This window comes from Archangium gephyra, from assembly GCF_042230915.1.
GTDB classification, from domain to species: Bacteria; Myxococcota; Myxococcia; order Myxococcales; family Myxococcaceae; genus Archangium; species Archangium gephyra_B.
The window spans coordinates 8,053,565-8,067,865 of sequence record NZ_CP102578.1; the positions used below are offsets into that span (position 1 = coordinate 8,053,565).

Annotated in this window: 13 protein-coding genes; 7 read left to right on the top strand and 6 right to left on the bottom strand. The window is 68.6% G+C overall.

The window, feature by feature from the left end; all coding sequences use genetic code 11:
• Window positions 1-8: 8 nt before the first annotated feature.
• The 3 genes from accD to NR798_RS31425 all read right to left on the bottom strand — a co-directional run bounded on the left by accD (window position 9) and on the right by NR798_RS31425 (window position 2,374).
• The gene (gene accD / locus NR798_RS31415) at window positions 9-854 is read right to left on the bottom strand and encodes an acetyl-CoA carboxylase, carboxyltransferase subunit beta (RefSeq protein ID WP_375766208.1); all 846 of its coding nucleotides are present in this window, start codon (window positions 852-854) and stop codon (window positions 9-11) included.
• A gap of 112 nt (window positions 855-966) precedes the next feature.
• On the bottom strand, window positions 967-1,722 hold the full coding sequence (locus NR798_RS31420; protein WP_375766209.1) for an MBL fold metallo-hydrolase: 756 nt from the start codon (window positions 1,720-1,722) through the stop codon (window positions 967-969).
• A 1-nt stretch (window position 1,723) separates the two neighbouring features.
• Complete coding sequence (locus NR798_RS31425) at window positions 1,724-2,374, bottom strand: Crp/Fnr family transcriptional regulator (protein ID WP_329727115.1); 651 nt, start codon at window positions 2,372-2,374, stop codon at window positions 1,724-1,726.
• 212 nt (window positions 2,375-2,586) lie between these two features.
• Here NR798_RS31425 and purM point away from each other — a divergent pair, with 212 nt between their 5' ends.
• The 6 genes from purM (at window position 2,587) to murQ (ending at window position 8,018) form a co-directional block, all read left to right on the top strand.
• Window positions 2,587-3,624, top strand: a complete 1,038-nt coding sequence (gene purM, locus NR798_RS31430) for a phosphoribosylformylglycinamidine cyclo-ligase (RefSeq protein WP_375766210.1) — start codon at window positions 2,587-2,589, stop codon at window positions 3,622-3,624.
• A complete protein-coding gene (gene purN, locus NR798_RS31435) occupies window positions 3,621-4,283 on the top strand; it encodes a phosphoribosylglycinamide formyltransferase (protein WP_375766211.1) in 663 nt (220 codons plus the stop codon). Before purM ends, purN begins: the two co-directional genes overlap by 4 nt.
• 126 nt (window positions 4,284-4,409) lie before the next feature.
• Entirely contained in the window at window positions 4,410-5,171 is a 762-nt protein-coding gene (locus tag NR798_RS31440; protein WP_375766212.1) for an arginyltransferase, read from the top strand.
• 121 nt (window positions 5,172-5,292) lie between these two features.
• Complete coding sequence (locus tag NR798_RS31445) at window positions 5,293-6,804, top strand: NAD(P)-binding protein (protein ID WP_375766213.1); 1,512 nt, start codon at window positions 5,293-5,295, stop codon at window positions 6,802-6,804.
• A gap of 100 nt (window positions 6,805-6,904) precedes the next feature.
• The gene (gene rpmB, locus NR798_RS31450) at window positions 6,905-7,096 is read left to right on the top strand and encodes a 50S ribosomal protein L28 (RefSeq protein WP_043403428.1); all 192 of its coding nucleotides are present in this window, start codon (window positions 6,905-6,907) and stop codon (window positions 7,094-7,096) included.
• Between the two features lie 19 nt (window positions 7,097-7,115).
• On the top strand, window positions 7,116-8,018 hold the full coding sequence (gene murQ / locus NR798_RS31455) for an N-acetylmuramic acid 6-phosphate etherase (protein ID WP_375766214.1): 903 nt from the start codon (window positions 7,116-7,118) through the stop codon (window positions 8,016-8,018).
• On the opposite strand, the gene NR798_RS31460 is transcribed toward murQ, so the two are convergent.
• From NR798_RS31460 to NR798_RS31470, 3 genes are all read right to left on the bottom strand, one after another.
• Window positions 8,019-9,194: a DUF6051 family protein gene (locus NR798_RS31460; RefSeq protein ID WP_375766215.1), complete on the bottom strand. Its 1,176-nt coding sequence runs from the start codon at window positions 9,192-9,194 to the stop codon at window positions 8,019-8,021. It lies immediately after the preceding gene.
• Between the two features lie 137 nt (window positions 9,195-9,331).
• Window positions 9,332-11,137 (bottom strand): hypothetical protein, encoded by a 1,806-nt coding sequence (locus NR798_RS31465; RefSeq protein ID WP_375766216.1) that lies wholly within the window; start codon window positions 11,135-11,137, stop codon window positions 9,332-9,334.
• A 328-nt stretch (window positions 11,138-11,465) separates the two neighbouring features.
• Window positions 11,466-13,244, bottom strand: a complete 1,779-nt coding sequence (locus NR798_RS31470; protein WP_375766217.1) for a hypothetical protein — start codon at window positions 13,242-13,244, stop codon at window positions 11,466-11,468.
• A 381-nt stretch (window positions 13,245-13,625) separates the two neighbouring features.
• On the opposite strand from NR798_RS31470, the gene gstA reads away from it, so the two are divergent.
• Window positions 13,626-14,234 (top strand): glutathione transferase GstA, encoded by a 609-nt coding sequence (gene gstA, locus NR798_RS31475; RefSeq protein WP_375766218.1) that lies wholly within the window; start codon window positions 13,626-13,628, stop codon window positions 14,232-14,234.
• Window positions 14,235-14,301: the final 67 nt, after the last annotated feature.

The following is a 14,301-nucleotide window of genomic DNA, read 5'->3' on the forward strand; positions in this document are numbered from 1 at the left end:
CGCGGGGACTAGCCGAGCATGGTGACGAGCTGCCCCAGCTTCGTGCGCAGATCCTTGCGGTGCACGATGGCGTCGATCATCCCGTGCTCCACGAGGAACTCGGAGCGCTGGAAGCCCTCGGGGAGCTTCTGGCGGATGGTCTGTTCGATGACGCGCGGGCCGGCGAAGCCGATGAGGGCCTTGGGCTCGGCGAGGATGATGTCGCCCAGCCACGAGAAGGAGGCCGCCACGCCGCCGGTGGTCGGGTGCAGCATCACGGAGATGTAGGGCTTGCCCACGTTGCGGAAGCGGGCGATGGCCGCGCTCGTCTTGGCCATCTGCATGAGGGAGAAGATGCCCTCCTGCATGCGCGCGCCGCCCGAGGCGGAGAACACGATGGCCGGGCACTTCAGCTCATGGGCGCGCTCGAAGACGCGGGTGCACTTCTCGCCCACCACCGAGCCCATGGAGCCGCCCATGAACTCGAAGACGAAGCAGCCGACGGACACCGGCTTGTTCTCGATGCGGCCCACGCCAGAGATGAACGCGTCGTTCTCGCCGAGCGCCTTGCGCGTGGAGCGCAGCCGGTCCTTGTACTTCTTCGAGTCCGTGAAGGTCAGCGGATCCTGCGGCTCCAGCTCCTTGTCGAACTCCTCGAAGCTGTCGGGGTCCAACAGGGACGTGAGGCGGGCGCGGGCCGTCCAGGGCAGGTGGTGCTCGCAGTGCGGGCACACGTTGAGGTTCTTCTCCAACTCCTGCCGGTAGATGATCTCATCGCAGCTCTCGCACTTGGCCCAGAGCCCCTGCATGCGGCTGGGGGCTTCGACGGGCTCGGGGGCGGTGGCGATACGGGGCTTCTTGGAGAACCAGGCCATGGAGGGGCGGATAATCCCACTGCGCGGGCCCGTCAACTCCCATCCGAGGCCCCGCCTCCCGGGAAGACCCGGGAGGTCGTCCGCCCAGGGGACGGCCGGGGGGGAGCCCGGGTCAGAACTCGAAGGTGTCGCCCAGCTCGAGGATCTCCACCGGCATGGTCCCCAGCTCCTTCTTCAGCTGCGGAAGGAAGGCGGGCTTGAGGTGGTAGACGAGCACGTGGCAGCCGTTGCGCTCGAACTTCTCCAGCTCCGTCCCGAGCGTCTGCGGCGTGAGGTGACCGGACACGTCGGCCAGTTGATGCAGTGCGTTGGGGAAGCTCGTCTCCACCAGGAGCGCCTTGAGGGTGGGCGTCTGGTTGAGCACCTTCCACAGCTTGTCGGTGGGCCCGGTGTCCCCGCTCATGGCCATGGAGGTGCGGCCGCGGGTGATGACGAAGCCGCAGGACTCCACCGGGTGGTGCACGGGGATGGACTGCACCGTGTAGGGGCCCACCTGGAAGGTGCTGCCGGCCCGGAAGGGCTTGATGCGCAGCACCGGCTCCTTGCGCGTGGGGATGCGCGTGAAGTCCGGCCAGAGGGCGTTGTTGAACATGTTCTCGCGCAGCGCACGGGCGCACTCTCGCGAGGCATGGATGGTGACGGGCTTGTCGCGCCGGCCGATGATCAGATCCGCCATCAGCGGCAGATCCTTCACATGGTCGAAGTGGCTGTGGCCGACGAGGATGTCGTCCACCTTGCACAGCTGCTCGAGCGACAACGTGCTGGTGAGCGCGCCCGCGTCCAGCGCGAGCACGTCATCCACCAAGAAGCACGTGGTGCGGCAGGAGGGAAGCTCACCGCCATGGCAGCCGAGGACCTGGAGCTTCACGTCAGAGCTCTCCGAACTTCCACTTCATCTCCAGGTATTGGAGGAAGTCGTGGACGCGCGCGGTGTCATAGACGGTGAGTCTGTCACCGGAGCGCTCCACCAGGCCGGCCCGTTCCAGGCGGTCCAGCATGTTGCGGATGGCGGGCTCGCCCACGCCGATCTGCCGGGGCAGCTCGCGCACCGCCAGCTCGATCTCCACGCCCTCCTCCATGGGCCGCCCGCGCGTCTGGCACACCTGGAGGATGTGGTGCACCACCCGGCTGGCCGGGTCGGCGTGCAGCAGGTTCTCGATCTGCGCGTCCGCCTCGGACAGCCGCTCGGCCAGCTTCTTGATCATCCGGACGGCGATCTCCGCGTTGCCGCGGATCATCCCCTCGAACGTCTTGGGATCGATGACCAGGAGCTTGGCGTCCTCGCTGACGCTGGCCGAGGCGTTGCGAGGCTTGTTGGAGATGATGGCCATCTCCCCGAAGAACTCGCCCGGGCCGAGCACGGCCAGGACCTTCTCCACGTCCCGCACTCGCTTGGAGATGGCGATTCGTCCTGACTGAATGACGAACATCTCCTTGCCAGGCTCGCCCTCTCGAAAGAGGACGGTGCCCTTCGGGAATTCCTTGCCGAATCGCTGAAAGAGGGTTTCCTCGGCGCCCATCGCAGGGCGAGTTAAGCCGTCCCCATCGACAGGGTCAAATTCCGGCCTGAAATTGATGGCTTGGGGCCTCCCGGTGTCGGTTGGACGCCCACCCCTTACCTGTCCCCGGAGGTGCCAGGGGGGTGCCGGTCCGTCCAGGACGAGTCGAATGTGACACCCGGGGTACTGCCAGCCGAGACAAGCAGCGGGGGAAGCCGCTAGAAGGCCCGGCCGTGGGAACGACCTACAAGCAGGCAGGAGTGGACATCGAGGCGGGCGATGCGTTCGTGGAGCGCATCAAGCCCTATGCGGCGCGGACGGTGAGGCCAGAGGTGGTGGCCGGGGTGGGAGGCTTCGGAGGGTTGTTCGCCCTGCCGCCCGGGAAGTACCGGGAGCCGGTGCTGGTGGCGGGCACGGACGGGGTGGGCACCAAGCTGAAGGTGGCCTTCCAGGCGGGCCGGCACGGGACGGTGGGGATCGATCTGGTGGCGATGTCGGTGAACGACATCCTCACCTGTGGGGCCGAGCCGCTCTTCTTCCTGGACTACTTCGCCACGGGGCGGCTGGAGGTGGACGACGCGGCCGAGGTGGTGAAGGGGATTGCCCAGGGGTGTGAGCAGGCGGGGTGCACGCTGCTGGGCGGGGAGACGGCGGAGATGCCGGGCTTCTACGCGCGGGGCGAGTACGACCTGGCCGGCTTCTGCGTGGGCGTGGTGGAGCGCTCGGAGATCATCGACGGCAAGAGCGTGGCCCCCGGGGACGCGCTGATCGGGATGAGCTCCTCGGGCCTGCACTCCAACGGCTACTCGCTGGCGCGCAAGGTGCTGCTGGAGGACGCGAAGCTGAAGCTGGACGCGGTGCCCGAGGGATGGGACCGGCCGCTGGGCGACGCGCTGCTGGAGCCCACGCGCATCTATGTGAAGGACGCGCTGGCGCTGATGAAGGCGGTGAAGGTGAAGGGGTTCGCGCACATCACCGGCAGCGGGATTCCGGGCAACCTGCCGCGGTGCCTGCCGGACGGGACGCGGGCGGTGCTGGACGAGAAGACGTGGAAGCGCCCCGCCATCTTCGAGCTCATCCAGAAGCTGGGCGGAGTCGAGCGCCAGGAGATGTACGACACCTTCAACATGGGCCTGGGGCTCATCGCGGTGGTGGCGAAGGCGGACGTGCCGGCGGCGCTGGCGCTGCTGAAGGGGCGCGGGGTGGAGGCGGCGGAGGTGGGCCGCGTGGAGGCGGGCCAGGGCGAGGCCACGGCGGTCATCGAGGCATGAGCGGCCGGACGAAGCTGGGCGTGCTGGTGTCGGGCAGTGGCAGCAACCTGCAGGCGCTGCTCGATGCGTGCGCGCAGCCGGGTTTCCCGGCCGAGGTGGCGCTGGTGGTGTCCAACGTGCCCACGGCCTTCGCGCTCGAGCGGGCGAAGAAGGCCGGCGTGGCGTCGGTGGTGTTGGAGCACAAGGCCTTCGGCTCGCGGGCGGACTTCGAGAAGGCGCTGGTGGAGAAGCTGGTGTCGGCGGGCGTGGAGTGGGTGTGCCTGGCGGGCTTCATGCGGCTGCTGGGCGTGGACTTCCTGGGACGCTTCGAGGGGCGGGTGCTGAACATCCACCCCTCGCTGCTGCCGGCCTTCACGGGGCTGCATGCGCAGCGGCAGGCGCTGGAGCGCGGAGTGAAGGTGGCCGGGTGCACGGTGCACTTCGTGGACCCGGGCATGGACACGGGCCCCATCATCGCGCAGGCGGTGGTGCCGGTGCTGCCGACGGACGATGAGGCGGCGCTGACGGCGCGCATCCTGAAGGAGGAGCACCGGCTGTACCCGCTGGTGGTGAAGCTGGTGGCCACGGGGGCGGTGCGGCTGGAGGGCGGGCGCGTGGTGACGTCGGCGGGGCCGGCCGTGGGCGAGCTGAGCCTGCGCAACCCCGGAGAGCCCGGGTGACACGCGAGGAGCGGGGGGCGGCGCCGCGGTAGGAACGCCCCGCCCGCCTGCTGTCCAGGCATCCGCACGGCGCCACCATCTCGCTTGACGGAAAAGCCGCCATCCCCCAGGAACCCAGGGGAAGCCATGGCCATCATCCTGGGACATACCGTCGAGCCGCCCGGCCCCTGCAACTACCTGCCGGACCAGCTCTCCTCGCTGGAGCAACTGGTGATGCAGGACGTGACGGCGGAGGAGTACGAGCGGATGCTCGTGCGCGGGTGGCGCCGCTTCGGCCCGATGTACTTCCGGCCCGCGTGCGAGGCGTGCAACCGGTGCGTCTCGCTGCGCATCCCCACGGACACCTTCCAGCCCAACCGCAGCCAGCGCCGGGCCCGGGCCGCGTGCGCCCACTTCCGCGTGGAGGTGGGGCCGCCCCGGGTGGACGAGTCGCGGCTGGCGCTCTACCGCGCCTGGCACGCCGAGCGCGAGCAGACGCGCGACTGGGACGCCTCGCCGCTCGGGCTGCGCGACTACTTCCTCCAGTTCGCCTTCCCCCACCCCGCCGCGCGCGAGGTGGCCTACTACGACGACACCGCCGAGGGCGGGCCGCGGCTGGTGGGCCTGGGCATCTGTGACGAGACGCCCCAGGCCTGGAGCGCGGTGTACTTCTTCTTCGATCCCGCCTACGCGCGCTACTCGCCGGGCTCCGCCAACGTGGTGTTCCAGGTGGAGCTGGCGCGGGCCCGGGGCCTGCCCCACGTGTACCTCGGCTACCGCGTCCAGGAGTGCGCGTCTCTGCGCTACAAGGGGACGTTCCGCCCCCACGAGCTGCTCGAGGGCCGTCCCGAGCCGCGGGAGACCCCTCGCTGGCTCCCGCCGGAGCCCTCCGGCGAGCCCGAGCCGTAGAGGCGACTGGCCCGTCTCCAGCCGCCCCTGCTGGAACCGGGCTCCTCCCGGCCCTTTTTGGGCTCCTTGAGCGGGAAAGCGCTGCCGGGCCCATGCCAACGTGTGTAGTGTGCGCGCCGCAATGGTCGCCAAATCCAAGCCGCTCCCCTCCACCACGGCGCCCTCCCGGCACGTCTATGACGTGATCGTCCTGGGCAGCCAGCTCGGTGGAGCGCTCGCCGCGGCACTGCTCGCCAAGCGGGGATACAGCGTGCTCCTGGTGGAGCACGACGGCACGGGGCCGGGCTACGAGCACGACGGTTTCGTGCTGCCCTACGCGCCCTTCGTCGCCCCGGCCCTCAAGACGATGCCCGCGGTGGAGGAGGCCTTCACCGAGCTGAGCCTCACCGCGCAGCTCCAGCGCAACCAGCAGCCGCACGTACCCGACCTGCAGCTGGTGATGCCGCGCCACCGCGTGGACCTGCACGCCGACGCCACCCGCCGTCGCGCCGAGTTCCTGCGCGAGTTCGGCACCGACGGCGAGCGCATGCTCGCGGACCTCACCGCCACCGCCCAGCAGCACGAGCCCTCCGACGCCTTCCTCAAGGAGGGCCCGCCGCTGCCGCCGGACGGCATCCTCGAGTCCTGGAACCTCAAGAAGCGCGTGGGCCAACACCCAGGGCTCCAGACGGAGCCGCGCCTCACCGGAGAGGACGAGCCCTCCAAGCTGCTGCGGGGCCTGCTGCCCTTCGTCGTCCACCTGGATCAGCCCGCCACGCCCCTGGCGCGCACCCGTCCCCTGTCCCAGGCACTGCAGACGCCCTGGCGCTACCCGGGCGGGCGCGACGGCCTGCGCCAGCTCCTCTTCGAGCGGCTCGTGGAGCTGGGCGGTGACCTGCTCAGCCCCGAGAACACGGACACCTACGTGGTGGAGGAGCTGCACTTCGAGGGCGGCCGCTTCTCCGCGGTGAAGCTGCTGCGCTCGGACACGCTCTACCGGGCCTCGTGCCTGGTGTCCGCCACGGACGCGGGGGCGCTGCGCCGGCTCATCACCGACCGCAAGAAGCACCGCGGTCTGAGCGAGCACCTGGACCTGTCCACCCTCAAGTCCTTCCTCTTCGCGGTAAACTGGGTGGTGCCCGAGGCAGTGCTCCCGCGCGGCATGGGCGAGCTGCTCCTGGTGGACACCCAGGATGCCGAGCTCGGCCCCCTGCTCCTCCAGCAGCACCCCGCCCGCAAGCCCGACGGCAAGGAGGACCCCACCCTGCGCGTCCTCTGCGCCGGTGGCTTCTTCCCCGCCAGCGTGCGGGACCTGGGCGAGGGCTACCTCCAGTCGCTGGCCATGCGCATCGACGCCCACCTCGACGCGCTGATGCCCTTCACCAAGGACAAGCGCCTGCTGCGCTCGGCCCCCTACCTGGATGCCGGCGCGGTGCGAGGCAGCCGGCTCATGCCCCACCCCCACTACGTCTTCGACTCGGAAGCGGTGCTGGGCGTCACGGGGTTGAAACAACACACTCCCACGAAGAACCTGCTGCTGGCCGGACGCGAGGTCCTCCCCGGCCTGGGACTCGAGGGCGAGTTCCTGGCGGGCGCCCGCGCGGTGCGTCTGGTCCAGGAGATGCTGAAGAAGAAGGCGGTCCTCAAGCGCTGAGGCCCGATCAGACTGGATTTTCCGGTGGTTTGTAGATAGGTTCCGCCGCTCTCTTAGGGCGGGCTCTCATTTCGTCCCTGATTTCAAGGAGTTGGCAGTCATGGCCTGGAAGTGTGACATCTGCGGGAAGCGGCCGCTCGTGGGCAACAACGTCAGCCACGCGAACAACAAGACGAAGAAGCGGACCCTCCCGAATCTGCAGAAGATCCGGGCGTCCGTTGAAGGGCGCACGGAGCGCGTGCTGGCCTGCACCCGCTGCATCAAGGCGGGCAAGGTGACGAAGGCAGCCTGAGGTCGCCCTGAGCTCGCGGGTGGGAAGATCGCGCTCGAAGAAGGCCGCGCTCCCGCCCAGCGAGCGGCAGCACCCCCGGTCGGAGGACCTGGACCTCGTCTCCACGGAAGAGGTCGTCCGCCGGTTGCATCAAGAAGACGAAGCCGCCGTCCGTGCGGTCCGTCCCGCACTCGCGGAAGTCGCGCGAGTGGCTCGGACCGTAGCGGATGCATTGCGGGCGGGCGGCCGTCTGCTCTACGTGGGAGCCGGAACCAGCGGGCGCCTCGGGGTGCTCGACGCGAGTGAGTGCCCGCCCACGTTCGGCGCCTCCCCTTCCCAGGTCCAAGCGGTGATCGCCGGTGGCCGCCGGGCGATGACGCACGCGGTGGAGGGCGCGGAGGATGACGCCGAGGCCGGCGCCGCGTCCGTGATCCGGCTGCGCGTGGGCCCGCGGGACGTGGTGTGCGGCATCTCCGCGAGCGCCCGGACGCCCTTCGTGCTGGGAGCGCTGGACGAGGCCCGGCGGCGGGGCGCGCGCACAGTGCTGGTGTGCTGCAACCGGCCGGGCCCGAAGGCGAAGGCGGACCACGTGCTGCTGGCCGAGACGGGACCGGAGTTGGTGGCGGGCAGCACGCGGCTGAAGGCGGGCACGGCGACGAAGCTGATCCTCAACGCGCTCACCACGACGGCCTTCGTCACCCTGGGCAAGGTGTACCGGGGACGGATGGTGGACGTGCTGCCCACGAACGAGAAGCTGCGCAACCGGGCGGCGCGGATGGTGGCGGAGCTGACGGACCTGAGCCCGGCGGCGGCGAAGCGGCTGCTGGAGCAGGCCGGCAACGAAGTGAAGGTGGCGCTGGCCATGCACTTCACGGGGCTGTCCGCGAAGGACGCCAAACGCCGCCTGAAGACGTCCACGCTGCGAGACCTGGCCGGCGCCTGATCACCCTCGCAGCCACTCCACGGCACGATCGAACACGGCGGTGAACCCGCGCTCGACCTCCGCCTCGTCGGCGCCCTGCAGGGGGAACGGGTTCGCGTGATCGTAGTCGTACGCCATGTCGAGGATCTCCACCCGCGCCCCGGAGCCCGAGAGCGTCCCGGCCACGGCATTGGCCGGCATGACGCTGTCCTTGCGCAGGGGAATGGCCCGGACACGGGAGCCGATCCGCTGGAGGGCAGCCTCACGCTCGGCATGGTGCCGGTCGTCACGCACCATGAGCTCGAAGGCACGGCCCACGGCGTCCTCCGAGAGGAGCCTGCCCAGTGGGGGCCGCTGCTGCTTGTGCGCGTCGAGCTGATCGAGGAACACGTGCAACGCCCGGGCGGCCGCGCTGTCGAGGATCTCCCGGGCCAAGGGCGACGTCTGCGACAGGAGGCAGCCCCCGCAGAAAGTCACGAGCCGGGAGCCGGCGAACCGCCCACCGTCATCGGCCATGAAGAGCAGCTCGGCCAGGAAGGCGCCGATGGAGTACGCGAAGACGTCGAGCCGGGCGCCGGGCGCGAGAAGCGGCTCGTCCCCTTGGTGGATGCTCTCGGAGAGGCGCGAGAGATCCTTCAAGGTACGGACCCCTGACCAGACGAAGCGCTCCGGCCGCGCGTGGATGCGGGTGCTCAAGGCGGCGTTGGCGAAGCTGGAGGCCTCGAGCGCAGGAATCCGGCGCATGCGCTCGCGGCTGAGCTGCCGCATGGATCGCGGGTCGGACCAGAGCGCCGGAGAGCGGTCCATGTGGAAGGCGGTGGGAAAGAGGATGACGGGCACGCCGAGCCCCTCGACGAGGGCCTTGGCCCAGGGCAGGTACTTCTCCCAGCGGCGCTCGTTGAGGCCGTGGAGGAGGACCACGCCCCGGGAGCTGCGCTCGCAGCCGGGCGGCGCGAGGACGCGGTACGGGAAGTCGACGTTCTCCTCGACGCCCTCATCCCGGTCGAGCAGTCCCTTGTGGGACTCCGGCTCGAGCGCGTCCTCCGGCACCGGGAGCGGCAGGGGGCCTCCGCTGGCGGCCTCTTGCGCGGAGCGGAACCGGCGCTGATGCAGGACGAGTCCGGTGTCCATGCTTCCAGCGCCCCTGCCGTCCTGAAAGGCCTCGGCGAGTCTGCGGTACGTACCGACGTAGCTCATGCAACCCCTCCCGGTGGAAGACCGCCACCCGGCCCGCCCATGGTGTCACGGAATGGGCCGGGCCCGCACATGACGAAGGCCAGGACAGGGCCTCACGGCGCCCTCCCCTGGCCTCGTCTCATCCCGCGGAAGGGACGTTACGGCGCGGAGCAGTTGTTGGCGCGGCCCTGGCCGAGCGAGAACAGGATGACGTCCCGCAGGGCGCCCGGCTGATCCGCACGGAAGAAGCTGCCCCGGCCCGCCAGGGCCATGCTCTTGAGCATGGGGCTGCTGTCACCGTAGCCGACGACGAACGTGCGCACCGTCTGCTTGCCCGGCATGTCGCCGCGCAGGTCCGTGTTCGCCAGGAAGAAGGCCACGTCATCCATGAAGTTCTTGTTGCCCACGGCGAGGCCCGTCGGCCAGTTGTAGGCGGTGTAGTCACACGCGGCCTTGGTGGAGCCAACCAGGTCGCAGTAGTTCACGCCGCCCACGTTGGGGTTCGTCTCGGGGTTGGACGGATCGAACATGAGCAGCGAGCCATCCGGGTGCCGGGCCCCATTGGACTCGAGGATGTCCATCATCTTGGTGATGGGCACCGTGTTGTCGAAGTAGGGCGCTCCGCCAGTCACCACGATGACGGCATTGGCCTGGGACTCCGAGCACACGGAGCGGCGTCCGCCGGGAGTCGTGTCCTCCCAGGGCTGGCCCGGCAGGTACTTCCCCGTGACCGGGTCCGAATAGGGCGCCTTGAGCCACTCATTGGCGTCCATGCCCCAGAAATCGCCATCCCGGCCCGTGGACACGTCATCGTAGGTGCCACCATTCCAGCCCCCGGGCCAACCGAAGTACCCGGGGTTGATGGGCTGCTGGAACCAGCTCTGCCACCGGTTGTCCGCCTTCTGCGAGGAGAAGTAGCCACCCAGGCTGAACAGCGCCTCACCCGTGGAACGCTCGTTGTTGCGGAAGTCCACCTCGTTGACGGCCTGCATCAGCCGGGGCCGGTTGAGCCCCGCCTCGCTGATCTGCGGAACGGAGTCCGCGCAGCCCGGACGCATCGGCTCGAGCATCAACGCCGGGTCGAACCAACCATGGTCCGCACCGAAGGTGGCCACGCCCATGCGCGTATGGGGCACCGTGCGGATGGTGTCCTTGAGCGCCTTGCGCGCCGCCACGAACTTGGGCGGACGCACGTTGAGCACGCGGCCGCTGAGGACCCACTTGCGGAACGCCTCGGGAGGAAGCGGCGGCTCGCCGGCCACCTGCTGCGGGCCCGCCTGGGACGGACTGGTATTGGCGTTCACGATCGGACCGCGCCACCAGCCCTTGCTCGCCAGGCACGCCATGCACTCGTCCATGAGGGGCGAATTGCCGGTGGTGCCTCCATAGGGGTAGTTCGTCGTGTCCCAACCCACGCTGCCGTAGCAGGCCGAGAGCGTGTCCCCGGAGTTGTTCAGGGGGCCTTCGAAGTCGTTGCCGTTGAGCGCATACGGGCTCTCCTTCACGTTCCAACCGAGCCGCCGGCCACGCGAGTAGTAGAAGCGGTTCGGCTCGAAGAAGGGCGACTTCAGGTCGCTGTCGGAGTCATAGGGGATGGAGCCGTTCTTCGCCGGGTCGGTGCTGTTCTTGTCGAACCAGCTCATCGCGGAGACGAGCGCCGGGTCCGAGCAGCCGGTGTTGACGGAGAGTCCGGCCGGCCCTTGTCCGCCGAGATCTCCGGGCTTGGGATTGACGGGCGTGGGGTAGTAGCCGGGCGTGAAGGCCTCGGGCAGATACTGCGGGTAGTCCTGCATGGACTCGTTGTTGTCCACCAGGAAGATGACCCCGGGCGGCACCTCCTGCGCGTGGACCGGGAGGGGCAGCAGCCCCTGCACCCCGGCCGCCACCAGGCCCACGGTCAATCCCAACCGCTGGCCGATCGACCGCCGCGAAAAACCTACACGTCTGCCCAAATCACTGTGCATGTCAGGGGCTCCTGGGAAGGAATGCGTCAACGCCTCTCACGGCCACGGCCGGCATCGAGGCGGCAATCTTGATACAGCATCGAGCAAGCGCTTGTACATGCTCAAAGCAAACCCTCACATCGAATTTCCTCCTCCATCCACCCGGGAAACAAAGGTTCCGTGAGAGCGAAAGACTCATCAATGTAACCCTTGCAAGGATTGCGGTATGCAATGTTTGCGGTGTGTAGGGATTGCGGTATGCAAGGTTTGCGTACGGGAAACTACGAAGGCCAGGACAGGGCCTCCCCGGCGCCCTGCCCTGGCCTCGTCTCAGCCCGTCAGCGCGGCGCTACGGCGTGGAGCCCGCGGGCGGGTGGGACGCGCCGATCGCGTCCAGGAGGGCGGCTCGCAGTTCGGCGATGCCGTTGGCACGGTAGAAGCGGCCCTGGCCCGCCATGGCAATGCTCTGGAGCATGGGGCTGCTGTCACCGTAGCCAATGACGTACGTGCGCACCGGCTGGGCGCCCACCAGGTCGCCGCGCAGGTCCGTGTTCGCCAGGAAGAAGGCCACGTCGTCCATGAAGTTCTTGTTGCCCACGGCCAGACCCGTGGGCCAGTTGAAGTCGGTGTAGTCGCAGTCCGCCTTCGTGAAGTACTCGGCCCAGGGGTACCCGTCGGACTTCACGAACCGGTCGCAGTAGTTCACGCCGCCCACGTTGGGGTTCGTGTCGGGGTTGGCCGGGTCGAAGGTGAGCAGCACGCCATCCGGGTGCCGGGCCCCATTGGCCTTCAGGAGGTCCATCATCCGGGTGATGGGCACCGTGTTGTCGGAGCGGGGCGTTCCGCTGGTCACCGCGATGACGGCATTGACCTGCGAGGCGTTGCAGACGGACTTGTCGGCTCCGGTGCCCTCCCAGGGCTGTCCCGGAAAGTAGGCCCCGGACCAGGGATCGGTGAAGCCCGGCTTGAGCCACTCGTCAGACGCAACGCCCCAGTACATGCCCTGCTCGCCCGTGTACGGGTTGTCGAAGGTTCCACCGTTGCAGCACCCCGGCCAGCCCCATCCCGGGCTGATGGGCTGCGGGAACCAGCTCCCCCACCGGTTGTCCACCACCTGCGAGGAGAAGTAGCCCCCCAGACCGAACAGGGCCTCGCCCAGGGAGCGCTCCGGGTTGCGGAACCGCACGGCGTTGACGGCCCGCCTCAAGCCGGGCCGGTCCAGCGCCGTGTCGTTGAAGACCGGAGAGGACTGATCGCACGCCGGACGAAGCTTCGCGAGCAGCTCCGGCGGATCGAACCAGCCCTGATTCCCACCGAAGGTGGCCACGCCCATGCGCGTGTTGGTCACCATCTGGATGACATCCTTGAGCACCTTGCGCGCATTCACGAACCGGGGCGGACGCACGTTGAGCACGCGGCCGCTGAGGACCCACTTGCGGAACGCCTCGGGAGGAAGCGGCGGCTCCCCCAACTCCTGAACGGGGCCCGCCTGGCCCGGATTCTGCGCCTGGGTCCTGGACGTCACGATTGGACCACGCCACCAGCCCTTGCTCGTCAGGCACGCCACGCACTCATTCATGAGCGGCGCATTGCCGCTGACCGACCCCGTATAGGGATAGTCCGTCAGATCCCAGCCCACGCTGGCGTAGCAGGCCGTCAGCGGGTCCCCCATGGTGAACAAGGGACCCGCGAAGTCGTTGCCGTTGACCGCGAACGGCATCTCCTTCACGTTCCAGCCGAGGCGCCGGCCACGCGAGAAGTAGAACTTGTTCGGCTCGAAGAACGGCGAGTACAGGTCACTGTCGGAATCAAAGGGGATGGCGCCATTGCGCTGCAGCTCCGTGCTGTCCTTGTCGAACCAGCTCATCGCGGAGACCAGCGCCGGGTCCGAGCAGCCCGTGTTGAGGGCTAGGCCGGCCGACCCTTCTCCTCCCAGGTCTCCGGGCCTGGGATTGACGGGCGTGGGGTAGAAGCCGGGCGTGAACGCCTCGGGCAGGTACTGCGGGTAGTCCTGCATGGACTCGTTGTTGTCCACCAGGAAGATGACACCGGGCGGAACCGGCGGAGTCTCCTGCGCCTGCACCGGGAGGGGCAACAGCCCCTGCATCCCAGCGGCCACCAGTCCCACGGTCAATCCCAGACGTTGGCCGAGCGGCCGCTTCGAAAACCTTCTCTGTGTATTCCATTCACTGTTCATTCACGCTCTCCATGAATCCAAACCATGGCCCGGCCGGCCACGAGGGCTCCACCCCTGTCCAGGGAGGAGCGCTCGTCTGACGTGGATAAAGGCCAGCCCTGACATCGCCGGGTGACGCCCAGGCGGTACGTCCTTTCATGGAGGGAATGCAGACACGGGCGTGAAACGGCCCTGGACTGACGGTGCGCGGCCGGTACGCCCCGTGTCACGGCTGTGACTCCCGGTGCGGGTGGATTTCATGGCGCGGGCACGGGGAACGGTGCAAATTGCCCGGCCGCCTACACCCAGGCGAAATTCAAGGAGTCCGCACGCATGAAGCTCTACTACTCCCCCGGTGCCTGCTCGCTGTCGCCGCACATCGTCCTGCGCGAGGCGGGCCTGTCCTTCGACATCGAGAAGGTCGACCTGGGCACCAAGAAGACGGAGTCCGGCAAGGACTTCACCACCATCAACCCCAAGGGCTACGTCCCGACCCTGCAGCTCGATGACGGCAGCGTCCTCACCGAGGGCCCCGCCATCGTTCAGTACCTCGCCGACAAGGCGCCCCAGTCCAAGCTCGCCCCGGCCAACGGCACCCTGGAGCGCTACCGCCTCCAGGAGACGCTCAACTTCATCAGCACCGAGCTGCACAAGGGCTTCAGCCCCCTCTTCAACCCCACCTACCCCGAGGACGCGAAGAAGATCGTCCGCGACAACCTCGCCAAGCGCTTCAACTACCTGAACAGCTTCCTCGAGAAGGGTCCCTACCTCACGGGCGAGCAGTTCACCGTGGCCGACGCCTACCTCTTCACCGTGCTGGGCTGGACGGCGTTCGTGAAGATCGACCTGGGCCAGTGGCCGGTGCTCAAGGCCTACCACGAGCGCGTGGCCGGCCGTCCCAACGTGCAGGCAGCCCTCAAGGCCGAAGGCCTGCTGAAGTAAGCACCTGAAGTCCCCGTGCCCGGGCCGGCTCATGGCCCGGGTACCCCGTGCGAGAGCCATGGGCATC

What these genes read in the sequence shown, in the direction of transcription:
- gstA (WP_375766218.1), top strand. Translation starts at nt 13,626, where the DNA reads ATGAAGCTCTACTACTCCCCCGGTGCCTGCTCGCTGTCGCCGCACATC.
- rpmB (WP_043403428.1), top strand. Translation starts at nt 6,905, where the DNA reads ATGGCCTGGAAGTGTGACATCTGCGGGAAGCGGCCGCTCGTGGGCAAC.
- accD (WP_375766208.1), bottom strand. Translation starts at nt 854, where the DNA reads ATGGCCTGGTTCTCCAAGAAGCCCCGTATCGCCACCGCCCCCGAGCCC.
- NR798_RS31440 (WP_375766212.1), top strand. Translation starts at nt 4,410, where the DNA reads ATGGCCATCATCCTGGGACATACCGTCGAGCCGCCCGGCCCCTGCAAC.
- purN (WP_375766211.1), top strand. Translation starts at nt 3,621, where the DNA reads ATGAGCGGCCGGACGAAGCTGGGCGTGCTGGTGTCGGGCAGTGGCAGC.
- NR798_RS31460 (WP_375766215.1), bottom strand. Translation starts at nt 9,194, where the DNA reads ATGAGCTACGTCGGTACGTACCGCAGACTCGCCGAGGCCTTTCAGGAC.
- NR798_RS31425 (WP_329727115.1), bottom strand. Translation starts at nt 2,374, where the DNA reads ATGGGCGCCGAGGAAACCCTCTTTCAGCGATTCGGCAAGGAATTCCCG.
- NR798_RS31445 (WP_375766213.1), top strand. Translation starts at nt 5,293, where the DNA reads ATGGTCGCCAAATCCAAGCCGCTCCCCTCCACCACGGCGCCCTCCCGG.
- NR798_RS31465 (WP_375766216.1), bottom strand. Translation starts at nt 11,137, where the DNA reads ATGCACAGTGATTTGGGCAGACGTGTAGGTTTTTCGCGGCGGTCGATC.